This is a genomic window from Pseudomonas sp. Marseille-Q7302 (genome assembly GCF_965111925.1).
Window position 1 is genome coordinate 2,505,920 of the sequence record NZ_CBCOPK010000001.1, and the last position, 24,491, is coordinate 2,530,410.

A 24,491-nucleotide genomic window follows, 5' to 3' on the forward strand; every position below is an offset into this window, starting at 1 on the left:
CATCCTCATTTAACAATCCGAATCATTGTGATACAAATCACCGACCTCCGGGCGCCTTCGCGCCCCTTCGCTTATGTCGGTGATAGCTTTCATGCTCGTTCCCTTTCTGATCATGCTCCGCGAAGGCATCGAAGCGGCGCTTATCGTTGGCATCATCGCCAGCTACCTGCAACGTACCGGTCGCGGACACTGGATGCCCGCGGTCTGGATCGGCGTGATGCTGGCCGCTGCCCTGGCGCTGTTCGTCGGCGCCGGCCTGCAGCTGGCCAGTGCCGAATTTCCGCAACGCCAGCAGGAGCTGTTCGAGGCGATCGTCGGCCTGGCCGCCACCGCCATCCTCACCTCCATGGTGTTCTGGATGCGCAAGGCGGCGCGCTCGATCAAGACCGAGCTGCACGACTCCCTGGAAAATGCCCTGTCCGCCTCACGCAACCAGGTCTATGCCCTGATCGGCATGGTGTTCCTGGCCGTCGCGCGCGAGGGCCTGGAAACCGTGTTCTTCCTGCTCGCCATCTTCCAGCAGAGCGCTGGCCCCGGTGCCCCCCTGGGCGCCCTGCTGGGGCTGATCATCGCCATCGCGGTGGGCTATGGCCTCTATACCGGCGGTGTAAGGCTGAACCTGGGCAAGTTCTTTCGCTTCACCGGCCTGTTCATTCTCTTCGTCGCCGCCGGCCTGTTCACCAATTCGATCAAGGCCCTGCATGAGGCCGGGCTGTGGAATGCGCTGCAGCAGGTGGTCTTCGACTGGAGCCACCTGCTGCCAGCGGACGGCCCGATCGGCACCGTGCTGTCCGGCATGTTCGGCTACCAGGACACCCCCACCGTCAGCACCCTCGGCGCCTATCTGCTGTTCCTGGCCGTGACCCTGCCGCTGTTCTTCCGCACCCCGGCGCCGCCCCAGCGCCCGGTCGCCGCTACTTCCAACGCCTCGCTGGAGCGCCCGTCGTGAGTAACCCCACCCCTCATCCGCCGAAGAGCAGCTCACTGGCGATGCGCCTGGCCGTGATCGGCTCCGCGACCCTGCTGATCGTGGCGGCCGCTGCCTTCTACTATGCCTCGCGCTCGGCTGGCCAGCGCCATGCCGAGGTGGGCGATGGCGAAGTCAGGGTCGAGATCCTGGCCAACCGCTGCGAACCCAACGCGCTCGAAGTACCCGCCGGGCCAGCACGCTTCCGCATCGTCAACCGTTCGGATCGAGCGGTGGAGTGGGAGATCCTCGATGGCGTCCTGGTGGTCGAGGAGCGCGAGAACATCGCCCCCGGCCTCAGCCAGGTCATCAATGCCACCCTGGCGCCCGGGGACTACGCCATCACCTGCGGCCTCCTGAGCAATCCGCGCGGGACGCTGAAGGTGCTGCCCACGGCCGCATCGGAAGCCGCCAGCAAGGCGGGCCCGACCCTGACCCAATTCGTTGGTCCCTTGTCGGAATACCGCGTCTACCTGAATCAGCAGAGCCGGCTGTTGCTGCAGGGCATCGCCACCCTGCAGCAGGCGCTGGCCGCGGGTGACCTGACGCAGGCGCGTGCCGCCTATGCCGCTGCCCGCCTGCCCTATCAGCGCCTGGCGGCGACCGCGCAGCGCTTCGCCGAGCTGGACAATCGCCTCAATGCCCGCGCCGACTACTACGAAAAGCGCGAACAGGATCCGGCCTTTGGTGGCTTCCATCGCCTCGAACAAGGCCTGTTCGCTGGCAACAGCACCCAGGACCTGGAGCCGGTCGCCGACCGTTTGCACCAGGACGCCGGCGCACTGCGCGATGCGCTCCTCGGCCAGTCGCTGCCACCCGAGCAGCTCAGCGGCAATGCCGCGCGCCTGCTGCACAACCTGGCCAGCACCCGGATTTCGGGTGAGGAAGAACGCTACAGCCAACTCGTCCTGCCAGGCTTCGCCGCCAACCTGGAAGGTACCCGCAAGGTGATCGACCTGCTGCGTCCGCTGCTGAGCAAGGGTCATGCGGATCTGCAACAGCGCCTCGACACCCAGGCCCAGGCCTTCGCTGACGCCCTGGGCGATGTCCAGCGCCCCTACACCGCCCTGTCCACCGACGACCGCCACCGCATCGCTACGGCGGCCCAGGCCCTGGCCGACTCCCTCGACCAGGTCGCCCCGGCCCTGGGCCTTGCCGCGACCAAGACCACGCCATGAAGAAGTCCGCCCCCGATCAGCCCAACATCGACCGTCGCCGCCTGCTGGGTGGCCTCGGCGCCACCGGCCTGGCCCTGGCTGGCGCCGGCCTCTGCCCGATGCATGCCCGGGCGGCCAGCACCGCCGAGGTGACCCGCGCCCCTGGCAGCGCCAATACCCATCAGCACCAGGCCTTCTTCGGCCGGCATCAGAGCGGCATCGTCACCCCGCGCCCGGCCGCTGGGATGATCGTGGCCTTCGATGTGCTGGCCAATGACCGTGAAGACCTGGAACGGTTGCTGCGTACCCTCGACGAGCGTATTCGCTTCCTGATGCAAGGCGGCCCGGTCCCCGAGGTGGATCCCAAGCTGCCGCCGTTGGATTCGGGCATCCTCGGCCCGGTGGTGACGCCGGACAACCTCACCGTCACCGTCTCGGTGGGCGAGTCGCTGTTCGATGATCGTTTCGGCCTGAGCGAGGTCAAGCCGCGGCAGCTGCAGCGCATGACCGGCTTTCCCAACGACGCCCTGGAAGCGGACTGCTGCCATGGCGATCTCTGCCTGCAGTTCTGCGCCAACACCCCGGACACCAACATCCACGCCCTGCGCGACATACTGAAGAACCTGCCCGACCTCCTGGTGATCCGCTGGAAGCAGGAAGGCAGCGTGCCGGTGCAGGATCCGCCGCCCGGACAACCGGCGGAGAGCGCGCGCAACTTCCTGGGCTTTCGCGACGGTTCCGCCAATCCAGACTCCACCGACCGACAGGCGATGGATCGCATCGTCTGGGTCCAGCCCGACAGCGGTGAGCCCGCCTGGGCTGCCCAGGGCAGCTACCAGGCGGTACGCATCATCCGCAATTTCGTCGAGCGCTGGGATCGCACCCCACTGCAGGAGCAAGAAGCCATCTTCGGCCGGCGCAAGGCCAGTGGCGCCCCCATGGCCGGCGGTCACGAGACCGACGTGCCGGACTACGAGAGCGACCCCAAGGGCAAGGTCACACCGCTGGACGCCCACATCCGCCTGGCCAATCCCCGCACCCCGGAGAGCCAGCGCAACCTGATCCTGCGCCGCCCCTTCAACTACTCCAATGGCGTGCGCAAGAACGGCCAGCTCGACATGGGCCTGCTGTTCATCGCCTACCAGGCGGACCTGGAACAGGGCTTCATCGCCGTGCAGAAACGTCTGGATGGCGAGCCTCTGGAGGAATACATCAAGCCCATCGGCGGCGGTTACTTCTTCGTGCTGCCAGGCATCACCGATCCAAAGGACTATCTCGGCCGCAGCCTGCTGGCAGCCGCACCGCTTTAAACCCTCGACAGGAGAAGTCGAATGAAACGCTCGTTCCTCGCCGTTGCCCTCGGTCTGGCCCTGGCCACGCCGGCCTTCGCCGCCAACTCGCCGCTGGATCTGGTCGGCCCCATCTCCGACTACAAGATCTACGTCACCGACAACCTGGCCAAGCTCACCGAGCAGACCCAGGCCTTCACCGCGGCGGTCAAGCGTGGCGACCTGGCCACCGCGCGCAAGCTCTATGCGCCGACGCGGGTCTCCTACGAGCAGGTCGAGCCCATCGCCGAACTCTTCAGCGACCTGGACGCCGCCATCGACTCCCGTGAAGACGACCATGAACAAGGCGTCAAATCCGAGGACTTCACCGGCTTCCACCGCCTGGAACACGCCCTCTTCACCCAGAACACCACCGAGGGCCAGGGGCCCATCGCCGACAAGCTGCTGGAGGACGTCAAGGACCTGCAGAGCCGCGTCGACGGCCTGACCTTCCCGCCGGAAAAGGTCGTGGGTGGCGCCGCGGCGCTGATGGAGGAAGTGGCGGCGACCAAGGTGTCGGGCGAGGAAGAACGCTACAGCCATACCGATCTGTACGATTTCCAGGCCAACGTCGACGGCGCCAAGAAGATCGTCGACCTGTTCCGCCCGCAGATAGAGAAGCAGGACAAGGCCTTCGTCGCCAAGGTCGACAAGAACTTCGCCACCGTCGACAAGATCCTGGCCAAGTACAAGACCAAGGATGGCGGCTTCGAGACCTACGACAAGGTCAGCGAACGTGATCGCAAGGCCCTGGTCGGCCCGGTCAATACCCTGGCCGAAGACCTCTCCACCTTGCGCGGCAAGCTGGGCCTCAATTAAGGCCCCAGGTGGGCGGCATCCGGCCCCGCCCACCGTCTCCCCCTTATCGCCGGAATAGATTTATATATAAAGAAACATCGCTTTTAAGCATATAGACCTGCTGCTATCGTGCACGGCCTAGAAAAGTCGCCAGAGCGCCCCCGGGTGCCCAAGACTTCGATCACGCGCAGCCGTGCGCGCCGCCTGACAGCAGGATGACCATGTACGTTTACGATCAGTACGATCAGCGGATCGTCGAAGAACGTGTCGCCCAGTTTCGCGACCAGACCCGCCGCTTCCTGGCCGGAGAGCTCGGCGGTGAAGAATACCGCCCGTTGCGCCTGCAGAACGGTCTCTATATCCAGCGCTATGCGCCCATGCTGCGCGTCGCCGTACCCTATGGCCTGCTGAACACCAAACAGGTGCGCAAGCTGGCGCAGATCGCTCGCGACTACGACAAGGGCTACGCCCACATCAGTACCCGCCAGAACTTCCAGTTCAACTGGCCGGAGCTGGAAGACGTCCCCGAGATTCTTGCCGAGCTGGCCACCGTGCAGATGCATGCCATCCAGACCAGCGGCAACTGCATCCGCAACACCACCACCGACCAGTTCGCTGGTGTCGCCCATGACGAGCTGGTCGATCCGCGCCCCTGGTGCGAGATCATCCGCCAGTGGTCGACCTTCCACCCCGAATTCGCCTTCCTGCCGCGCAAGTTCAAGATCGCCGTCAATGGCGCTGCCCTGGACCGCGCCGCCATCGAGGTGCACGACATCGGCTTGGAAGCGGTGCGCAACGACGCCGGCGAGCTGGGCTTCCGCGTCCTGGTCGGTGGCGGTCAGGGCCGTACCCCCCATACCGGTGCGTTCATTCGCGAATTCCTGCCCTGGCAGCACCTGCTCAGCTACCTGGAAGCCACGCTGCGGGTCTACAACCGCTATGGTCGCCGGGACAACAAGTTCAAGGCGCGCATCAAGATCCTGGTCAAGGCACTGGGCGCCGAGGTCTTCGCCGAGAAGGTCGAGGCCGAATGGGCCCACCTCAAGGACGGCCCCATCACCCTGACCGACGCCGAGGTCGCACGGGTCTCGGCCTTCTTCGTCGACCCGGCCTATGCCGACCTGCAGGACCAGGACGAGGCCCTCGCCCGCCTAGACGCCGAGCACCCCGGCTTCGCCCGCTGGCGGCAGCGCAACACCTTCCGCCACAAGCGTCCGGGCTATGTCGCCGTGACCCTGTCGCTCAAGCCCACCGGCGTAGCCCCGGGTGACGTCACCGACCGCCAGCTGGATGCCATGGCCGACCTTGCCGATCGCTACAGCTTCGGCGAGCTGCGTACCTCCCACCAGCAGAACGTCATCTTCGCCGACGTACGCCAGGACCAGTTGCTGGAGCTCTGGCACGAGTTGCGCGAGCATGGCTTCGCCACGCCCAACATCGGCCTCCTGACCGACATCATCTGCTGCCCCGGTGGCGACTTCTGCTCCCTGGCCAACGCCAAGTCGATCCCCATCGCCGAATCCATCCAGCGCCGTTTCGACGACCTGGACTATCTGTTCGACATTGGCGAGCTGGACCTCAACATCTCCGGCTGCATGAACGCCTGCGGCCACCACCACGTCGGCCACATCGGCATCCTCGGCGTGGACAAGAAGGGCGAGGAGTTCTACCAGGTATCCCTGGGCGGCGACGCCGGCCGTGACGCCACCCTGGCCAAGATCCTCGGCCCCTCCTTCGCCCAGGACCAGATGCCCGAGGTGATCGGCAAGCTGATCAACGTCTACGTCGAGCAACGCACCGAAGACGAGCGCTTCATCGACACCTACCGTCGTATCGGGATCGACCCCTTTAAGGAGCGCGTCTATGCAAAGAATCATTAAGGGCGACCAGCTGGTCACCGACAACTGGCACCTGCTACCCAAGGACGTCGCCTTCGAAGACGTCCCCAACAGCGACGACGTGATCATTCCGGCCGCGCTGTGGCTGGAACACGGCCATGCCCTCACCTGCCGCGACGGCCGCCTGGGTATCTGGCTGGACAGCGACGAAGAGCCGGAGAGCATCGCTGGCGATCTGGAGCACTTCGCCCTGATCGCCATCAACTTCCCGGCGTTCGTCGATGGGCGCGGCTATTCCTATGCCCGCCTGCTGCGCGAACGCTTCGGCTGGACCGGCGAGCTGCGCGCCATTGGTGATGTCCTGCAGGACCAGCTGTTCTTTCTCAAGCGCTGTGGCTTCGATGCGTACGTGATCCGTGCCGATCGTGATCCGGAAGCGGCCCTGGCCGGTCTGCGCGACTTCAGCGTGACCTACCAGAGCGCAGTGGATCAGCCAGAACCGCTTTTCCGCCGTCGTCAGGCCTGACCGCCTCGGACGCAAAAGAAAACCCGCCGCGGCGGGTTTTCTTTTGCCTGGGATCGCTCAACCGAGATCGACCACCACGCGACCTACCATCTTTCCCGCCAGGATCTGGCTGATGGTATCGGGCAGTTCTTCGAGGCCGATCTCCCGGGTCAGGCTGTCCAGGTCGTCCAGCTTCCATTGCACCGAAAGCTTGTCCCAGAGCGCGGCCTTGGCCATCAGTGGCAACTCGACGGAATCGACGCCCAGCAAATTCACTCCGCGCAGGATGAAGGGAAAGACCCCCGCTTCGAATGTGGTGCCAGCAGTCATGCCACAGCAGGCCACGCTGCCGCCGTACTCCAGCGACTTGATGACGTTGAAGAGGATGTCACCACCCACGGTATCCACCGCCCCGGCCCACTGCTGATCCAGCAGCGGCTTGCCGACGCCGTCGGCAAGGGTCGCGCGATCGAGGATCTGGCGGGCGCCCAGCCGATGCAGCCACTCCGCCCGCTCCAGCTTGGCGGTCGATGCGGCGACGTGGTAGCCGAGCCGGGCCAACAGCTTGACCGCCAGGCTGCCGACGCCACCGCTGGCACCGGTCACCAGTACGGTGCCCGCCTCGGGAGTCAGGCCCATCTGTTCGAGCTTCTCGACGCACAGGGCCGCGGTGAGACCGGCAGTGCCCAGCACCATGGCTTCCCGCAGGCCGAGGTTGTGCGGACGGCGGATCACCCAGGCCGCCGGAACGCGGACGTACTGGCCGAAACCACCCGCCGTATTCATGCCCAGGTCATAGCCGGTGACGATGACCTCATCGCCCACGGCGAATTCGGCGGCGCTGGAGGCTTCCACCACGCCGGCGGCGTCGATGCCAGGGGTATGGGGATAACGCCGGGTCACGCCGCGGTTGCCGATGGCCGACAGCGCATCCTTGTAGTTGAGGGATGAGTAGCGCACCCGGATCAGCACCTCGCCCTCGGGCAGGTCGTCCAGGGTGCGCGTCACCACCTCTTGCCGGAAAGCGCCATGGGCCCCTTCGGTCACCCAGAGCGCCTGGAAATTGCTCATCGCAGATCCTCCCTCGAAATCTTGTTATGGAGTTATCGACCTCAGCGCCAGCGGGTCGACTCGGCCAGGCGCTCCCACCAGGTGGTCACCAGGCGATCGACGCCGAGGCTTGCGGCCATGCCAAGGCGTTCGGGCAGCGACTTCTTCTCGACGAAACGCAGGGAGAAGACCTCGACCACCTGGGCCCGTTCGGCCAGGTATTCGTCGCTGGTGCGCAACTCGTCCACCAGTTGCTTGCCGAGTGCAGCCTGGCCCAGCCAGACCTCTCCGGTAGCGACCTCGTCGATATTGAGTTGCGGCCGATAGTGGGCGACGAAGTTCTTGAACAGGACATGGGTGGTGTCCAGGTCGTGCTGGAATTTTTCCTTGCCCTTCTCGTCGTTCTCGCCGAACACGGTGACGGTGCGCTTGTATTCGCCGGCGGTGAACACCTCGAAGTCCACATCATGCTTCTTCAGCAGGCGATGGACGTTGGGCAGCTGGGCGACCACGCCGATCGAGCCAAGGATGGCGAAAGGCGCGCTGAGGATACGGTCGCCGATGCAGGCCATCATGTAGCCACCGCTGGCCGCCACCTTGTCGACGCAGATGGTCAGCGGGATTCCCGCCTGGCGGATGCGCGCCAGCTGCGAGGCAGCCAGGCCATAGCTGTGGACCAGGCCACCGCCGCTTTCCAGGCGTACCACCACCTCATCCTTGGGTGTGGCGAGGGTCAACACCGCGGTGATCTCGTTGCGCAGGTGTTCGTTGGCCGTGGCCTTGATGTCGCCATGGAAATCGAGCACATAGACCCGCGACTTGCCGGACTCGCTCTTGCGCTTGGTCTTTTCGGCCTTGGTCTCACGTTTGCGCAGCGCCTTGAAGGCTTCCTTGCCCAGCACGCTCTGCTGCAATCTCAGGCGTAGATCGCGATAGAAGTCGTTGAGCTTCTGGACCTGAAGCTGGCCGGCAGAGCTGCGCCGATTGCGGCCACGGACGGCGGCGGTGAACAGCAGCACGGCGATGATGGCGACCACCACGGTGACGGTTTTGGCCAGGAAACTGGCATAGTCGGCAAGAAACTCCACGGACTCTCCTAGGATGGCGGCAGCAGTGCCCTGCCCAGCATACCGAGTCGTCGGACCGATAGAAACTCGGCTACCTTCAACCTGTTCTCCAGGCCGCACCCTCGACCGCCTGGATCAGGACGTGCTCGGCCTCCGGGCTTTCAAACAAGCGTATGAATATCCGTTGACAGGGCTCCTGCCGCCCCCTACCCTCGGTCGCGTGCCCCTGCCAGATCGCCATGACCTGGCCTTACCGATAAAGACCACAAGGACCCTCGCCATGAGCGCAGCCGATGCCATCGCCACCCTGAAGAGCAAGTTCGATCCCTCCGCCGCGGCCGGCCTGGATCTCACCTATCAGTTCGACGTCGAGGGTGGTGACAACTACTACGTGGTCATCAAGGACGGTACTTGCGACGTCCAGCAGGGCGATGCGACCGACCCGGACTGCACCCTGATCATGGACCAGGCCACCCTGGCCGGCATCGTCAGCGGCGAGACCGACGGCATGCAGGCCTTCATGTCGGGCAAGCTGCGCGTCGAAGGCAACATGATGCTGAGCATGAAGCTGGGCGAACTTTTCCCCAACTAAGAGTCAGTCGAGAAAAAGCCGGGCAATCGCCCGGCTTTTTCGTGCCTGGGATCAAGGCCGCCGCGGCGGCTCGGGCGGCGTGAGGTTGCCGTCCCAGCCGCCACCGAGCGCCGCGATCAGCTGGACGCTGGTGCTGAGGCGACTGCCCAGCAGGGTCAGGTTGGTGCGTTCGTTGCTAAGCGCGGTGGTCTGCAGGGTGACCACATTGAGGTAGTCGATCAGCCCGGCCTGGTACTGGTTCTCCGCCAGCTGCAAGGCGCGGCGCGCGGCGTCCAGGGCCTCCTGGCGCACGCCGGCTTCGTCATCATAGGTCCGCAGCTGCACCAGGTAGTCTTCCACCTCGCGGAAACCGTCGAGCACGGTCTGGCGATAGCCGGCCACCCGGGCATCGTAACTGGCCTCGGCGGACTCCACCTGGGCCCGGCGCAGCCCCCCATCGAACAGCGCCAGGGCAAAGGACGGCCCGATCGACCAGAAGCGATTCGGTGTGCTCACCAGGCTGCCCCATTGGCTGGCGCTGTAGCCGCCGCTGGCGCTCAGGGTCAGGTCGGGATAGTAGGCGGCTTCGGCCACGCCGATGGCGGCATTGGCGGCCATGACCTGGCGCTCGGCCTGGGCGATGTCCGGCCGCCGTTCCAGCAGCGCCGAGGGCACGGCGCTCGGCAGCGGTGGCAGTTGGGGAATGGCCTTCACCGCAGCCAGCTGGAAGTTGGCGGGTACCTCACCCACCAGCACCGCGATGGCGTTTTCCAGTTGGGCGCGCTGGTACCGGAGGTCGATGGCGTCGGCCTGGGTGCTCTTGAGCTGGGTAGTGGCCTGGGCGACGTCGGCCGGGGTGACGATGCCGGCGCGATACTGGTTCTGGGTCAGCCGTAGGGAACGCTCGTAGGCCGCCACGGTGGCGTCGAGCAGACGCTGCTGGGCGTCCAGCACCCGTAGCTGGAGGTAGTTGGTGGCCAGTTGCGTCTGCAGACTCAGGCGGGTAGCCGCCAGCTCCGCGGCGCTGGCCTGGGCAGTGGCCCGATCCGATTCCACCTGGCGGCGCACGCGCCCCCAGAGATCGACCTCCCAGCTCACGCCGAGGCTGGCGTCATAGGCATTGTTGATGGTGCTGACGCCACCACTGCTGAAGGTACTGCTGGTCCCACTGGAATTGCGGATGACGGTGTTGCTGCCCGAACCGCCGCCGCGACCGGAGCGGGTCGCGCCCAGGCTGCTGGACAGGGTGGGAAACAGCGAGGCCCGTGCCTGACGCACCAGCGCAAGGGATTGCCGATAGGTGGCTTCGGCCTGGGCCAGACTCTGGTTGCGCTGGTTGAGCTGGACCATCAGGCGATCCAGGGTCGGATCATCATAGCGGCGCCACCAATCCCCGCGGATGTCCAGGTCCTTGGGCGCGGCAGCCTGCCAGCCCTCGGCATGCCGATACGCGACCGGCACCGTGGTGGTTGGTCGCTGGTAGTCCGGGCCCAGGGTACAGCCGGCCAGCAACAGTGCCAGGGTCAGCGTCGGCAGGCGCAGGAGTGGGGTCATAGCGGCGTATCCAGGGCAGCGTCGGTACGGATGCCGCGCCAGCGATTGACGCGGCGGCGCAGGCGTTCGAAATAGAGATAGACCACCGGAGTGGTGTAAAGCGTGAGGATCTGGCTCAAGACCAGGCCCCCGACGATCACCAGGCCCAGTGGCTGGCGCATCTCGGCGCCTTCGGTATTGCCGATCAGCAGCGGCACGGCGCCAAGGATGGCGGCCATGGTGGTCATCAGGATCGGCCTCAGACGCAGCAGGCAGGCCTGACGGATGCCCTCCTCGGGCGTCAGCCCCTGCTGGCGCTCCAACTGTAGCGCCAGGTCCACCATCATGATGGCGTTCTTCTTCACTACCCCGATCAACAGGAACAGGCCAAGCATGGAAATCAGGCTGAACTGGCCACCCGTGACCTGGATGGCCAGCAAGGCCCCTACCCCTGCCGACGGCAGCGTTGAAAGAATGGTCAGCGGATGCACGTAGCTCTCGTAGAGCACACCGAGCACGATGTAGACCAGCACCAGGGCGCCGAGGATCATCAGCGGCTGCCCGGAGACGGTACTGGCGAAGATGTTGGCGGATCCGCCCAGGCGACCCTGGACATCGGTCGGCAATCCGATGGCGGCCACCGCGCGCTGCACCGCGCGGGTCGCCTGCTCCAGGCTGACATTCGGCGCCAGATCGAAGTTGATGCTTTCCGACGCGAACTGGCCGTCGTGGGTGACGCGGTCCTCGGCGAGGCTGTTGGTGTAATGGGCGAAAGCCGACAGCGGCACCTGGGCGCCGCGACTGGTGATGACGCGGATCTGGTCCAGGACGGTCGGGTCCTGCGCATAGCGCGGGTTGATCTCCATCACCACCTTGTACTGGTTGAGCGGCTCGTAGATGGTCGAGATCTGCCGCTGGGCAAAGGAGTTGTTGAGCACCGCGGCGACGGTCTCCATGTCCACACCCAGCCGCTTGGCCTTCTCCCGGTCGATCTGCAGGGTGATCTGCTGGGTACTGCCCTCGCGTCCATCCACCGCGGTCAGCTCCGGCAGTGCCTTGAGCGCGGCCAGCACCTTGGGTTGCCAGACCTGCAGCAGCTGGACATCGCCGGAGAGCAGGTTGTACTCGTAGGACGAGGTGCTCTGCTGGCGACCGCCAAACCTGAGGTCCTGGTCGGCCATGAGGAAGAGTTGGGCGCCCGGCACCTTGGGCGCATTGGCGCGGATGCGCTCGATGACCTTTTGCGCATCCAGCTTGCGCTCGGCGATGGGCTTGAGGCGGATCAGCATCACCGCGTTGTTCACCCCGCTGCCGGAACCGGAGCTGCCGACGAAGCCGGAGGCGCTGTCCACCGCCGGATCGGCCAGCAGCGACTTGCGCAGGATCTCGATCTTGGGCTGCATGACCTGGAACGACAGGGCGTTGTCGCCACGGATGAAACCGATCAGTTGCCCGGTGTCCTGCTGTGGCATGAAGGTCTTGGGCACCACCACATAGAGCACCACGTTGAGCGCTATGGTGGCGATCAGGCTCAGCAGGGTCAGCCGGCGATGGCGCAATGCCCAGCCGAGGGTCCGGTCGTAGCCGGCCACCAGGCGCCGATGGGCACGCTCGCTGAAGCGCTGCAGCCGGCTCTCGTTGGTGGGATCATGGGGCCTGAGCCAGCGGGCGCACAGCATGGGCGTCAGCGTCAGGGACACCACCAGGGAGACCAGGATGGCGGCGGCCAGGGTCAGGGAGAACTCGCGGAACAGCTTCTCGACGATGCCGCCGATGAAGAGAATGGCGACGAAGACGGCCACCAGGGAGACGTTCATCGACAGCAGGGTGAAGCCCACCTCGCGGGTACCCTGGTAGGCGGCCTTGAGCGGCGCCATGCCGTTGTCGATGTGCCGGGCGATGTTTTCCAGCACCACGATGGCATCGTCCACCACCAGCCCCGCCGCCAGGATCAGCGCCATCAGCGACAGGGTGTTGAGCGAGAAGCCGAGGATGTACATGACGGCGAAGGTGCCTACCAGCGAGATGGGCACCGCCAGGGCCGGGATCACCGCGCTGCGCAGGCGACCGAGAAACAGCCAGACCACGCCGATCACCAGGAAGACGGCGATGACCAGGGTCAGCTCGGCTTCGTGCAGGGTGGCCTTGATTACCCCCGACCTGTCCATGGCCACTTCCATCCGGGCACTGGCCGGGACGATGGCCTCCAGCGCCGGCAGGCGCGCCTTGAGCGCAGCGATGGTCTCGATGATGTTGGCGTTGGCCTGCCGGTTGACCACCAGCAGTACCGCGCTCTGGTCGTTGTAGAAGCCGGCGTTGTAGCGGTCCTCCACGGCGTCGCTGACCTTGGCGACATCGCGCAGGCGCAGCGCCGCGCCGTCCTGGCAGCGGATGATCAGGGGCGCATAGTCGGCAGCCTTGAACAGCTGATCGTTGGCCTGGATCTGCCAGTTGTGCTCGTCATTGGCCACCGCCCCCTTGGGCCGACGCTGGTTGGCGCTGTTGATCGCGGTACGGACGTCGTCCAGCGCCAGCCCATAGTGCTCCAGCTGTCGCGGCTCCAGCTCGATGCGTACCGCCGGCAGGGAGCTACCGCCGATCTGTACCTCGCCGACCCCGTTGACCTGGGACAGGCTCTGGGCCAGGACCGTCGAAGCGAGGTCATAGAGCTCGCCCTTGCTCAGGGTCTTGGAGGTCAGGGAGAACACCATGATGGGTGCCTGGGACGGATTGACCTTGCGATAGCGCGGCATCTGGCGCATGCCGCTGGGCAGCAGGTTGCGCGAGGCATTGATGGCCGCCTGCACCTCGCGGGCAGCGGTGTTGACGTTCTTATCCAGATCGAACTGGATGATGATCTGGGTCGAGCCCTGGCTGCTCCGGCTGGTCATGGAGCTGATGCCGGCTATGGTGCCCAGCGAGCGCTCCAGGGGCGTCGCCACGCTGGAAGCCATCACCTGAGGACTGGCACCGGACAGCGTCGCCGACACCGTGATGGTCGGGAAATCCATCTGCGGCAGGGGCGCGACCGGCAGTAGCCGGAAGGCGATGGCACCGAGCAGCAGCAAGGCCAGGCTCAGCAGCAGGGTCGCCACCGGCCGGGCGATGAAAGGCGCCGAAAGATTCACCTCAGGCCGCCCTGCGCCGACCCAGGCGGTCGAAGGCCAGGTAGATCACCGGGGTGGTGAACAGCGTCAGTACCTGGCTGACCAGCAGGCCACCCACCATCACCAGGCCGAGCGGCTGGCGCAATTCGGCACCGGCACCGGTCGCCAGCATCAGCGGCACCGCGCCGAACAGCGCGGCCAGGGTAGTCATGAGAATCGGCCGGAATCTCAGCAGCGCGGCCTGGTAGATGGCCTCCTCCGGCTTCAGGCCCTGGTGCCGTTCGGCGTCGAGGGCGAAGTCGATCATCATGATGGCGTTCTTCTTGACGATACCGATCAGCAGGATGATGCCAATCACCGCGATCAGGCCCAGATCGTTGCCGGTCAGCAACAGCGCCAGCAAGGCGCCGATGGCCGCCGACGGCAGCGTCGAGAGGATGGTCAGGGGGTGGATGAAGCTCTCGTAAAGCACCCCCAGCACGATGTACATCACCACCACCGCCGCCAGGATCAGCAGCAGGGTGCTGGACAGCGAAGCCTGGAAGGCCGCTGCCGCGCCCTGGTAGTGGGTGTTGATGCCCACCGGCAGGCCGATCTCCTGCTTGGCCGCGTCGATGGCCGCCACCGCGGCACCCAGGGACACACCGTTCGCCAGGTTGAAGGACAGGGTCACCGCCGGGAACTGGCTCAGGTGATTGATCACCAGGCGGGTCGGACGCTGCTCCATCTTCACCAGGCTGGACAGGCGCACCGGAGCGCGGCTGGTGTCCGTGGTGGTTTCGGTCGTGCTGGCCGTGCCGGTACCACTGCTGCCGCTGGAAGAGGTACCACTGCCCGCCTTTACCCAGACCTGGTTCAGGGCATCTGGCCCCAGGCTGTCGGCAGCGGCACTGGCGAGCACTACCCGGTACTGGTTGGCCTGGGTGTAGATGGTCGAGATCTGCCGCTGACCCAGGGCGTCGTAGAGGGCGTCGGTGATGGCCGAGACCTGCACTCCCAGACGCGCCGCGGCGTCGCGATCGATGGTCAGGTACAGCTGCAGCCCCTTGTTCTGCAAGTCGCTGGTGACATCGGTGAGTTCCGGACGCTCCCGCAGGGCCTCGGTCAGGCGCGGTACCCAGGTGTCGAGCAGGTTGGCATCCGGCGAGTCCAGGCTCAGCTGGTACTGGGTGCGGCTGACCCGGTCCTCGACGCTGAGGTCCTGCACCGGCTGCATGTAGAGGGTGATGCCCACTACCTTGGCGACCTCGGGCCGCAGGCGGTCGATCACCTCCTGGGCGGTGACGTCGCGCTCGCTCTGCGGCTTGAGGTTGATCTGCATGCGACCGCTGTTGAGGGTGACGTTGTCACCATCGACGCCAATATAGGAAGACAGGCTCGCCACCGCCGGATCCTGCAGCACTACCGCGGCCAGGGCCTGCTGGCGTTCGCTCATGCCGCGGAAGGAAATGGACTGGGGCGCCTCGGTGATGCCCTGGATCGAGCCGGTATCCTGGGCCGGAAAGAACCCCTTGGGCACCAGCAGGTAGAGCACCGCGGTCAGCACGAAGGTGGCCACCGCCAGCAGCAGCATCAGTGCCCGGTGCGCCAGCGACCAGCGCAGCGCGCGTCCGTAGCCGGCGATCAGCCGCTCCAGCCAGACCAGCTGGTGCTCGGCGGCTTCCTCGCGCTTGAGCAGCCGCGCGCACATCATCGGTGTCAACGTAAGGGAGATCACCAGCGAGATGAGGATGGCCACCGCCAGGGTGATGGCGAATTCGCGGAACAGTCGGCCCACCACGTCCTGCATGAACAGCAGCGGGATAAGAACGGCGATCAGCGAAACGGTCAGGGACACCAGGGTAAAGCCGATCTGCCGGGCGCCCTTGAGCGCCGCCTCCATTGGCGTGGCGCCCTCTTCCAGATGCCGGGAGATGTTTTCCAGCATGACGATGGCGTCGTCGACGACGAAGCCGGTGGCGATGGTCAGGGCCATCAGCGACAGGTTGTTCAGCGAGAAGCCGGCCAGGTACATGGCGCCGAAGGTGCCGATCAGCGACAGTGGCACCGTGACCGAGGGAATCAGGGTGGCGCTGAACCGGCGCAGGAAAACGAAGGTGACCATCACCACCAGCCCTACCGCCAGCAGCATCTCGTGCTGGACGTCGGTGACGGCGGCGCGAATGGTCTCGGTACGGTCACTGAGCACGGCGATGTCGAGGCCGGCCGGCAGGCTTTCCTTGAGGCTCGGCAGCAGCGCCTGGATGCGGTCGACGGTCTGGATGACATTGGCGCCAGGCTGGCGCTGGACGTTGACCAGGATGGCACCGCTGCGATTGGCCCAGGCGGCCAGGCGGTCGTTTTCCGCGCCCTGGGCGATGGTGGCTACATCCCCGAGACGCAGGGCGCCGTTGTCGGCGTAGTTGAGGATCAGATCGCCATAGGCCTTGGGATCGCGCAACTGGTCGTTGGCGTCCAGGGTAGCCACCCGGGTGGGACCGTCGAAGCTGCCCTTGGGCTGGTTGGTGTTCTCGCTGGTGACCAGGCTGCGTACATCGGCCAGGGTCAGGTTGTGGGCCGCGAGCTTGTCCGGATCGACCTGGATGCGCACCGCCGGGCGCTGGCCACCGGCGAGGCTGACCATGCCGACCCCGGTCACCTGGGCGAGCTTCTGCGCCATGCGGGTGTCGACCAGGTCATAGAGCGTGGGCAGCGGCAGCGTCCTGGAGCTGATCGCCAGGGTGACGATGGGCGTATCGGCCGGGTTGACCTTGTTGTACACCGGGGGCGCCGGCAGATCATTGGGCAGCAGGTTGTTGGCCGCGTTGATCGCGGCCTGGACTTCCTGCTCGGCGACCGACAGGTCCAGTTCCAGGTTGAACCTGAGGGTGATGACCGAGGCGCCACCGGAGCTGGTCGAGGCCATCTGCGACAGGCCCGGCATCTGCCCGAACTGACGCTCCAGCGGCGCGGTGACGGCGCTGGTCATGACATCGGGACTGGCGCCGGGATAGAGGGTGAGCACCCGGATGGTGGGATAGTCCACCTGCGGCAATGCTGCGACCGGCAGCAAGCGATAGGCCAGCAGACCGGCGATGAGCAGTGCCACCATCAACAGGGTGGTGGCGACCGGGCGCAGGATGAAGGGGCGCGAGATATCCATCGCGGCCGATCAGCCCTGGGTCTTGCCGGGCTTGCGTACCGCCGGCTTGGCCGGTTCGCTGGGCGCCGCAGAAGCCCCGGTGACCACTTCCACCTCGTTGCCCTCGCGCAGGCGATCGGTGCCTTCGGTCACCACCCGGTCGCCAGCGGCCAGGCCTTCGGTGACCACGGTCAGGCTGCCGTCATCCGGACCCAGCTTGAGGCTGCGGACCTGGATCTTGTTGTCGGGTCCCACCACATAGGCGAAGGTGCCATTGGAGCCGAACTGGATGGCTGCCGAAGGCACCACCAGCGCCTGGTCCAGCACCTGTTCGCGCACCCGGACGGTCACGAACTGATTGGGGAACAGTGCCTCGTCGCCATTGGCGAAACGGGCCCGGAACTTGAGCGTACCGGTGGCCGTATCGATCTGGTTGTCGAAGCTCTGCAGGGTACCGTCCGCGACCTTGCGCGCACCGCCGCGGTCCCACGCCTCCACTGGCAGGGTCTGGCCGGCACGGGCTCGCTTGAGCAACTCGCCGAGCTGGCTTTCCGGCAGGGTGAAGACCACCGAAATCGGCTGGGTCTGGGTGATGACGGCCACCACGGTGCTGTCGTTGGCGGACAGCAGGTTGCCGCCGTCGAGCTGACGCAAGCCGACGCGGCCGGCGATGGGCGCCTTGATCTGGGTGAAGGCCAGATTCAGCTTGGCATCGGCCACCGCGGCCTGGCTGTTCTTGAGGGTGCCGCGATACTGGTTGACCAGGGCTTCCTGGGTATCCAGCGTCTGCTTGGCGATGCTGTCTTCGCGGAACAGGCCCTGATAGCGCTTGAGGTCCAGCTCGGCGTTGCGCAGCTGCGCCTGATTCTGCTGCAGGGTGCCCTCGGCCTGCTGCAGGGCCACCTGATAGGGTCGCGGATCTATGGTGGCCAACAGGTCGCCGGCTTTGACCTTTTGCCCTTCCTCGAAGGCAACGCGTACCAGCTCACCGGCGACCCGAGTGCGGACGTTCACGGTATTGAGCGCGGTCACCGTGCCGATGGACCGGCGCACGATGGGAAAGCTGCGCTGCTCGACCGCCACCACGCGCACCGGCGTCGGCCCGGTCATGCCAAAGGGCGAGCGCGCGCCCTTGCCCGCGGCAGCCTCGCTCTTCTGCCCGTGCTGGTGATACCAGTACCAGCCGCCAGCGGCCGCCAGCACGATGAGGACGAGCAGCCAGACGAGTCGGCGACGGGAGGAGGAGCGGAGCGAAGAGTCGGCCATCGGAGAATACGTACACGCTGGAGAAGGCGGAAGATAAGCAGTAGCGAGACGGCTAACCAGCGCCTTTACTGCGATTTTACCTAAAGCAAAACGGGCAGACACAAAAGGCGCCTGCCCGTTTCGAAGCGCCCACCGCTCTGGGCGGTGGGTTGTCGGCAATCAGCCGAGAACGGCGAGTGCGGCCGCGTAGTTCGGCTCCTGGCCGATCTCGGGCACCAGCTCGCTGTGCAGCACCTTGTCCTGCTCGTCCAGCACGACCACGGCGCGGGCAGCCAGGCCTTGCAGCGGACCGCTGGCCAGGGCGACGCCATAGTCCTGCAGGAATTCGGCACCGCGCAGGGTGGAGAGGTTCATCACCTTTTCCAGGCCTTCAGCGCCACAGAAGCGCTTCTGGGCGAACGGCAGGTCGGCGGAAATGCACAGCACCAGGGTGTTATCCAGCTTGTCGACTTCGGTGTTGAACTTGCGCACCGAGGCGGCGCAGGTCGGGGTATCGACGCTGGGGAAGATATTGAGCACCTTGCGCTTGCCGGCGAGGCTGGCCAGGGTGATGTCCTGCAGATCGCCATTGACCAGGCTGAAGGCCGGCGCCTGCTGCCCGGGCTGCGGCAGGTTACCCTGCACCTCGACCGGATTGCCGCGCAAATTGACGGTTGCCATGAACTGCTCCTTTCTGATGAGACGGGACAGGGAGTAAACACGTTTTCCGCAGACGATCAAAGCGTTACACGCCCCTGCTTTAAAAATCGCGGCGATAGAAGAAATCCAGGGAATTGGCCAGACCGCTGGCAATCTCGAGATAGAGCCGTCGGGTGAGCTGGTAGCGCAGCGCGACGGTATTGGCCGAATCGAACACCCCTACGCCATAGCGCACCGACAATCGATCGGTAAGGTTGCCCGAGGCGACGACGCTGGTCTTGTCCCCTGACCCGGCGGTATCCAGCTGGAAGTTCTGGATGCCCAGGCGCTGCGCCAGGGCGCCCGCGGTACCCGAGCTGCCGGCCAGGCCCAGCGCCAAGGCGGCCTGACCGAGCACGTTGTTGTCTCCCTCGCTTCCGCTCGACAGCGGCCGCCCCAGGACCAGGTAGGCCAGCGCCTGCTCCTGGCTCATGCTCGGCTCGGAGAACACCTCGATACGTGGCTGCTGGGCGAAGCCCGAGAGGCGCAGCCCCGCGGTGACGTTCTGCTCCTGCACCACGCGCACCGCCTCCACATCGATGTAGGGCTGGGCGATGGGGCCCTGGAAGAACAGTCGGGCGCGCCTCATGGTCAGCCGCTGACCGTAGGCGTTGTAGCGGCCGTTGCGCAGATTCAGCTCGCCACGGGTGTCGAGGTTGTCACCGATATGCACCTTGCCGACGATTTCGGCTGACAGGCCGAAGGCATCGAAGGTGAGCTTGTCGGACCCGACCAGGACGTCGACGTCCATGGCGATCTGCATGGCCTGCTGCTTGGCCGGTGCCTCCTGGCCGACGATGACGGCATCGTCCGACACCTTGACCGTGGACGGGGGCAGCTGCTGCACCCGGATACGGCCGCGGGGTACCCGGACCTCACCAGCCAGGGCCAGACGCCCGTCCTTCATCAGTATCTTCAGATTGGGCGCTACTTCCAGCTGCGCATAGGGCTCGACGTTGACCGGCAACTTGTCGCCGGTAATCGCCACGTCGACATCCAGGCCTTCGGCCCAACCGACACTGCCCTGGATCTGTCCACGCCCCTGGGTGCCGCTGCGCCAGCCCCCGTCGAGGATCGCGGTATCGCCCTGGATGCGTGCGGTAAGACCGAGATCTTGCAGACGGGTCGGCACGCTACCGCCGCCAATGTCCCCGCCAGTGAGCTGGATCTGGCCATTGACCCGCGGCTGCAGCAGGGTGCCGCCCAGTTCGCCGGAGCCGCTGACCTTGCCTTCGAGATGCTCGATGCCCTCGACGAAGGCCTTGCCCAGGGCCAGGTTCAGCCCCTGCAACTGAAAGCGCCCGGCCAGCGCCTGACGCGGATCGCGAGGATCCAGCCGGGCCTGGACATTAAGTTGCCCGAGGTCGGCACTGGTCAGTTGCACCTGGGTATCCACCTGTTGCGGCTTCAGGGCGCTGGTGGCATCGAGGCGGTCATAGCTGAAGGTCTGCCACTGACCGGCGGCGTCGCGCAGCTTGAGGCTACCGCGCCCGGCCTGCAGGCGTATCTCGCCATCGGGCCCGGCCTTGGGCAGGCGCAGGTCGACGTCGCCGTCGAGGGTGCCTTGCCAGGCCAGCTCCGGTGGCAACAGGGGTTGCAGACTGGCCAGCGGGAAGGCACGCAGGTGCCAGGCGAGACGGGTATCGGGCAGCAACTGCTGATCGTCGCCACAGAGGCTGGCCGCGCCGGAGCGCCAGCAGTGGCGACCCAGCTCCAGACGACCACTGTTCAGGCGCTCGATGCGGGCCGGACTCTGCAGGGTCCAGTTCTGGCCGCTGGCCGCGACTGACCCACGAGACAGCCGACCCTTCCAGTCCCCGTTGTCGGCCAGGGTGCCACCTGCCGCGAGCATCAGGTTCAGTTGCGATCCCTTGAGCGAAAGATCCGCCTGCTGCTGACGGCGATCACCCTGTCCCTGCAGGCGCAGGACACCGAAATCGCGACCGGCGGCCTGCAGCCCCTGGGCTGTCAGGTCCAGCGTGCCGTGTTGGCGATCATCCAGGTTGGCGGCCAGCGCGAGGCTGCTGATGCGGCTGTCGGCATAGGCCAGCTGGCGACCGTCGAGGCGCAACTGACCGGCAGGGGCCTTGAGGGTCCCGGCCACGTCCAGACGGCCCTTGGCGCTACCGGAAAGATCGGGCCAGAGCTGGGCCAGGCGGCGCAGGTCCAGCTGGAGCTGACCTTGCAGACGCTGGTCGAGGGCGCCCTGCCCCTGAATCCGGTTGTCACCCAGGCGAATGTCGAGCTCGGATACCTGCCACTGCTCGCCAGCGCCCTTGGCCTTGGCAGCCAGCACGGCCGGCTGGTTGCGCAGTCGACCCTTGAGGTCCAGATCGGCATCCAGCTGCAGGCGACCATCCTTGAAAGCGCCCGAGCTGCGCAGCGGACCGCCAAGGCTGCCGGGCAGCTGGGCTACCCAGAAGGCCGGATCGAGGCGGCTCAGGTCCAGGGCCGCCTGCCAGCTGACGCCGTCGGTGAAGCCCAGATTGACCTTGCCCTGCGCCCGCCCCTGGCCGGCCTGGAGATCCAGGGACGGCAGATTGAGCTGGGTGGTGTCGCCACTGAAGGGGGTGGCCAGGGTAAAGGCGCCGGCCGGGCCCGTGGCGGCGGCCTTGAGATTGCCCAGGTAGGCGCCATCTCGATAGGCCACTTCGCCTTGCAGGCGCTGCAGGCTCACCGGTGGCTCCGCCATGGGATACAGCCGCCGCCAGGGGAAATCACGCCAGTCCAGCGTGGCATCGGCGGCCAATCCCTCGTGCCAGTCGACCTGCCCGGCCAGCACCACCCGTTGTTCGGGCGTGGCCTGCAGGCGCAGGGCGGCGATCCGCGCGCCCTGGGCATCGACGCGGCCATCCAGATTCAGGGCCACCGGACCACCCTCGCCCGGCAATTTCGCCTGGCCCACCAGGGCGTAGCCGGCGGCAAGATCGCCCCGGGCGGTCAACGTGAGGTCATTCAGGCGCAGGGTGTCGGGCAGACTGGCCGCCGCCTTGAAACCATCAGCCACCAGTTGCAGATCGGCCGGGACATTCTCCACCAGCGGCTGGACCGTGCCGGTCAGCCGTCCGGGTAGATAACCACTGCTATCGGCCTCCAGGTGGAGGGCCTTCTGCAGTTCGCCTTCGAGCTTGAGCGTCAGCGGCCAGGGAGCATTATCCGGCGCGGGCAGGCCCAAAGCGCCCTGCAGTTGCAGCGGCCAGTCGCCGTTGGGTTGCAACCGACCATGGGTATCCAGGGTGACGCCGTGGGCTGCGCCGGCCAGACGCTCGATGGCGATGCCATCGGCCTGCCAGCGGGCCTGCAATTCCACGTCTCGTGCCTGCTCGGCACCGTTGTAGAGCACTTCGCCGATGCGGACCTCGCCCAATTGCACACCGAGCGGCAGGTCCAGGCTGGGCAAGCGAACCGGACCGTCCTTCTCTGGCGCGGGCTCGGTGCTGGGCGCCTGGTCGATGGCGATCCGCGAGGCGACCAGGGTGTCGATGCACAGCTGCAACCGGAACAGGCAGCCGGGCCGCCAGGCGAATTCGGGCGCCTCGACCGTCACCCGCGTGGCGCCGCCATCCCACACCAGCTGCCGCGCCTGCCAGTGGCCGCCCAGACGGCCCTGGAAATCGGCTAGGGTCAAACCAGGAACGTGATCCAGCACCAGGCGGCCGATACTGCCGTTACCCAGCACCAGGGCCAGCAGCAGGATCAGTGCACCGAGCAGAGTCGCCAGTACGCCAAGGATGACACCACCTACCGACTTCACAGCTCAGGTCCTATGGAAAAGTGCAGACGGATGCCGCCGGGTTCGTCGAGGCCGTGGGCCAGGTCGACACGGATCGGTCCTACCGGCGAGACCCAGCGTACGCCTATGCCGACGCTGGTCTTGAGTTCGTAATTGTTGAGGTCGTTGAAGGCGCTGCCCTGGTCGATGAAAGTCGCCAGGCGCCACTTGTCGCGCAAGGGATACTGATACTCGACGCCGCCCGCGACGAGGTATCGGCCGCCTACGTAGTCACCTTCGTCGTTTTCCGGCGACAGGGTCTGGTAGTCATAGCCGCGGACGCTCTGGTCGCCCCCCGCAAAGAACCGCAACGACGGTGGGACCTTGTTGTAGCCGTTGGTGAGGTTGCCCCCCAGTTGCAGCCGCCCCAGGAAGCGATGGCCATCGCCCACCGTGATCAGGCCACGAGCCAGGGCGGTGGCATGGATCATGTTGGCGTCCGAGAGCAACCCCTCCTTCGCCGCCGAGACGCCGAACTGCAGCCGATAGCCGCGATTGGGGTCGATCCGGTTGTCACTGCGCAGGAGCGAGAAGTCCACCCCAGGCATCACCAGGTTGGAGGTGCCCTCGTCGTTGCCCAGGCGATAGCTTTCGTTACGCCATTTGAGGGACAGCACCCGCTCCCACCCGTTGGGAAACTTGCGGTGCCACTCGGGGCCCACGGTAAGCAGCTGGCTCAGGGAATCGTCGTCGGCGATCTGCTCGTACTGGTAGCCGCCGGCGAAGCGGAACTTGTCGTCGATCGGATCCTGGCCAGGGATGTCGTACCAGGTGGCGATGCTCTGCCGGGGCGCAGACAGCTCGGCCTCGGCGCCCAGGCTATGCCCCTGAGGGTTGAGCCAGTGGTTTTCCCAGGTGAATCTGAGTCGCGGGCCAACGTCCGTGGAATAGCCGGGGCCAAAGCCGAAGGTCCGCGGCTTGCGGGTTCTCAGGGTCACGGTCACCGGCACCTCGGCGGCGCCTTCGGACTTTGGATAGGTATCGAGCCGCGCACCGTCGAAGAAGCCACTGGCCAGCAGGTTGCTCTGGAAATCGGCGATCAGCTCGGAATCGTAGGGCGTACCAGGGGCGAAGGGCACCATGCGCTGCAGCAGATCGGGATCGAAGGGGGCATTGCCTTCGAAGGAAACCTTGCCCAGGACAAAACGCGGGCCGCTGTCGAACACCAGCGCGATGTCGGCGAACCCGGTGGCAGGATCGATACGCAACTGATGCTGGGTAAAGGTGCCGCGAAAGAAGCCGTAGCGCTGCGCCTGATTCTGGATCAGGCTCTTGGCGTCTTCATAAAGTCCCTGATTCAGCGCCTGACCGGGCTTCAAACCCGCCGGAACCGGCCGTTGGAAGGCGCGCAGCTCTCGCGCCGGACCCTCGATACGGATGTCGACATGGCGCAACTTGACCGGCTCGCCTGGACGCACCTCGACCACCAATCTCGGCGTCTCCCCCGGCTCGACCCGGGTCTCGATCTGCGCGTGGTAGTAACCCAGCGCCTGCGCCGCCTGCTCGGCCTGCCGCTCCGTTGCCGTACGCAGACGCTGCAAGCCTGCCGCATCGCGCCCCTCGACAGAGCCGATATAGGCCTGAATGTTGTCTCGCAGTGGGTTGTTGGCCGGCTGAACACGAACACTGACCTCGGCCGGCGCCGCCCAAGCCATGCCATGCAGACAACAAACACCAATCAGGACACGGCGTAGAGCGTTCGGTTTATTCATACAGGAATGCTAACGGGCGTT

General features: G+C 65.9%; 16 protein-coding genes. 7 read left to right on the forward strand and 9 right to left on the reverse strand.

Annotated features, from left to right (window positions below):
- The first annotated feature begins 91 nt into the window (after positions 1-91).
- From efeU to ACWPW1_RS11810, 6 genes are all read left to right on the forward strand, one after another.
- Positions 92-949, forward strand: coding sequence for an iron uptake transporter permease EfeU (gene efeU / locus ACWPW1_RS11785; RefSeq protein WP_454252996.1), 858 nt, complete (start codon positions 92-94; stop codon positions 947-949).
- Positions 946-2,145 (forward strand): iron uptake system protein EfeO, encoded by a 1,200-nt coding sequence (efeO, locus tag ACWPW1_RS11790; RefSeq protein ID WP_454252997.1) that lies wholly within the window; start codon positions 946-948, stop codon positions 2,143-2,145. Before efeU ends, efeO (ACWPW1_RS11790) begins: the two co-directional genes overlap by 4 nt.
- On the forward strand, positions 2,142-3,434 hold the full coding sequence (gene efeB / locus ACWPW1_RS11795; RefSeq protein WP_454252998.1) for an iron uptake transporter deferrochelatase/peroxidase subunit: 1,293 nt from the start codon (positions 2,142-2,144) through the stop codon (positions 3,432-3,434). The genes efeO (ACWPW1_RS11790) and efeB overlap by 4 nt, the downstream gene beginning before the upstream one ends.
- 21 nt (positions 3,435-3,455) lie before the next feature.
- Positions 3,456-4,271, forward strand: a complete 816-nt coding sequence (gene efeO, locus ACWPW1_RS11800) for an iron uptake system protein EfeO (protein ID WP_271654913.1) — start codon at positions 3,456-3,458, stop codon at positions 4,269-4,271.
- Between the two features lie 200 nt (positions 4,272-4,471).
- Positions 4,472-6,130: a nitrite/sulfite reductase gene (locus ACWPW1_RS11805; RefSeq protein ID WP_271654914.1), complete on the forward strand. Its 1,659-nt coding sequence runs from the start codon at positions 4,472-4,474 to the stop codon at positions 6,128-6,130.
- Positions 6,114-6,614, forward strand: a complete 501-nt coding sequence (locus ACWPW1_RS11810) for a DUF934 domain-containing protein (RefSeq protein WP_059314933.1) — start codon at positions 6,114-6,116, stop codon at positions 6,612-6,614. Before ACWPW1_RS11805 ends, ACWPW1_RS11810 begins: the two co-directional genes overlap by 17 nt.
- Before the next feature lie 57 nt (positions 6,615-6,671).
- On the opposite strand, the gene ACWPW1_RS11815 is transcribed toward ACWPW1_RS11810, so the two are convergent.
- A complete protein-coding gene (locus tag ACWPW1_RS11815; protein WP_059314934.1) occupies positions 6,672-7,664 on the reverse strand; it encodes a YhdH/YhfP family quinone oxidoreductase in 993 nt (330 codons plus the stop codon).
- 41 nt (positions 7,665-7,705) lie between these two features.
- Complete coding sequence (gene sohB, locus ACWPW1_RS11820; protein WP_271654916.1) at positions 7,706-8,731, reverse strand: protease SohB; 1,026 nt, start codon at positions 8,729-8,731, stop codon at positions 7,706-7,708.
- 259 nt (positions 8,732-8,990) lie between these two features.
- Between sohB and ACWPW1_RS11825 the strand changes: the two genes are divergently transcribed.
- On the forward strand, positions 8,991-9,302 hold the full coding sequence (locus ACWPW1_RS11825; protein WP_140216302.1) for an SCP2 sterol-binding domain-containing protein: 312 nt from the start codon (positions 8,991-8,993) through the stop codon (positions 9,300-9,302).
- Between the two features lie 51 nt (positions 9,303-9,353).
- Here the strand turns inward: ACWPW1_RS11825 and ACWPW1_RS11830 are convergent, their stop codons facing one another.
- The 7 genes from ACWPW1_RS11830 to ACWPW1_RS11860 form a co-directional block, all read right to left on the reverse strand.
- Positions 9,354-10,835 (reverse strand): efflux transporter outer membrane subunit, encoded by a 1,482-nt coding sequence (locus ACWPW1_RS11830; protein ID WP_454252999.1) that lies wholly within the window; start codon positions 10,833-10,835, stop codon positions 9,354-9,356.
- Positions 10,832-13,942, reverse strand: a complete 3,111-nt coding sequence (locus ACWPW1_RS11835) for an efflux RND transporter permease subunit (RefSeq protein ID WP_454253000.1) — start codon at positions 13,940-13,942, stop codon at positions 10,832-10,834. The genes ACWPW1_RS11830 and ACWPW1_RS11835 overlap by 4 nt, the downstream gene beginning before the upstream one ends.
- A 1-nt stretch (position 13,943) precedes the next feature.
- Entirely contained in the window at positions 13,944-17,063 is a 3,120-nt protein-coding gene (locus ACWPW1_RS11840) for a multidrug efflux RND transporter permease subunit (RefSeq protein ID WP_454253001.1), read from the reverse strand.
- 9 nt (positions 17,064-17,072) lie between these two features.
- On the reverse strand, positions 17,073-18,308 hold the full coding sequence (locus ACWPW1_RS11845; RefSeq protein ID WP_059314938.1) for an MdtA/MuxA family multidrug efflux RND transporter periplasmic adaptor subunit: 1,236 nt from the start codon (positions 18,306-18,308) through the stop codon (positions 17,073-17,075).
- A 159-nt stretch (positions 18,309-18,467) separates the two neighbouring features.
- Positions 18,468-18,968: a thiol peroxidase gene (tpx, locus tag ACWPW1_RS11850; protein WP_059314939.1), complete on the reverse strand. Its 501-nt coding sequence runs from the start codon at positions 18,966-18,968 to the stop codon at positions 18,468-18,470.
- Positions 18,969-19,047: 79 nt separating this feature from the next.
- A complete protein-coding gene (locus tag ACWPW1_RS11855; protein ID WP_454253002.1) occupies positions 19,048-22,740 on the reverse strand; it encodes a translocation/assembly module TamB domain-containing protein in 3,693 nt (1,230 codons plus the stop codon).
- Positions 22,737-24,413 (reverse strand): autotransporter assembly complex protein TamA, encoded by a 1,677-nt coding sequence (locus ACWPW1_RS11860; RefSeq protein ID WP_454253003.1) that lies wholly within the window; start codon positions 24,411-24,413, stop codon positions 22,737-22,739. The genes ACWPW1_RS11855 and ACWPW1_RS11860 overlap by 4 nt, the downstream gene beginning before the upstream one ends.
- Positions 24,414-24,491 lie beyond the last annotated feature (78 nt).

Coding starts and splice junctions, on each gene's coding strand:
- efeU (WP_454252996.1), top strand. CDS start 92: ATGCTCGTTCCCTTTCTGATCATGCTCCGCGAAGGCATCGAAGCGGCG.
- efeB (WP_454252998.1), top strand. CDS start 2,142: ATGAAGAAGTCCGCCCCCGATCAGCCCAACATCGACCGTCGCCGCCTG.
- efeO (WP_271654913.1), top strand. CDS start 3,456: ATGAAACGCTCGTTCCTCGCCGTTGCCCTCGGTCTGGCCCTGGCCACG.
- ACWPW1_RS11805 (WP_271654914.1), top strand. CDS start 4,472: ATGTACGTTTACGATCAGTACGATCAGCGGATCGTCGAAGAACGTGTC.
- ACWPW1_RS11810 (WP_059314933.1), top strand. CDS start 6,114: ATGCAAAGAATCATTAAGGGCGACCAGCTGGTCACCGACAACTGGCAC.
- ACWPW1_RS11815 (WP_059314934.1), bottom strand. CDS start 7,664: ATGAGCAATTTCCAGGCGCTCTGGGTGACCGAAGGGGCCCATGGCGCT.
- ACWPW1_RS11825 (WP_140216302.1), top strand. CDS start 8,991: ATGAGCGCAGCCGATGCCATCGCCACCCTGAAGAGCAAGTTCGATCCC.
- ACWPW1_RS11830 (WP_454252999.1), bottom strand. CDS start 10,835: ATGACCCCACTCCTGCGCCTGCCGACGCTGACCCTGGCACTGTTGCTG.
- ACWPW1_RS11840 (WP_454253001.1), bottom strand. CDS start 17,063: ATGGATATCTCGCGCCCCTTCATCCTGCGCCCGGTCGCCACCACCCTG.
- ACWPW1_RS11845 (WP_059314938.1), bottom strand. CDS start 18,308: ATGGCCGACTCTTCGCTCCGCTCCTCCTCCCGTCGCCGACTCGTCTGG.
- tpx (WP_059314939.1), bottom strand. CDS start 18,968: ATGGCAACCGTCAATTTGCGCGGCAATCCGGTCGAGGTGCAGGGTAAC.
- ACWPW1_RS11860 (WP_454253003.1), bottom strand. CDS start 24,413: ATGGCTTGGGCGGCGCCGGCCGAGGTCAGTGTTCGTGTTCAGCCGGCC.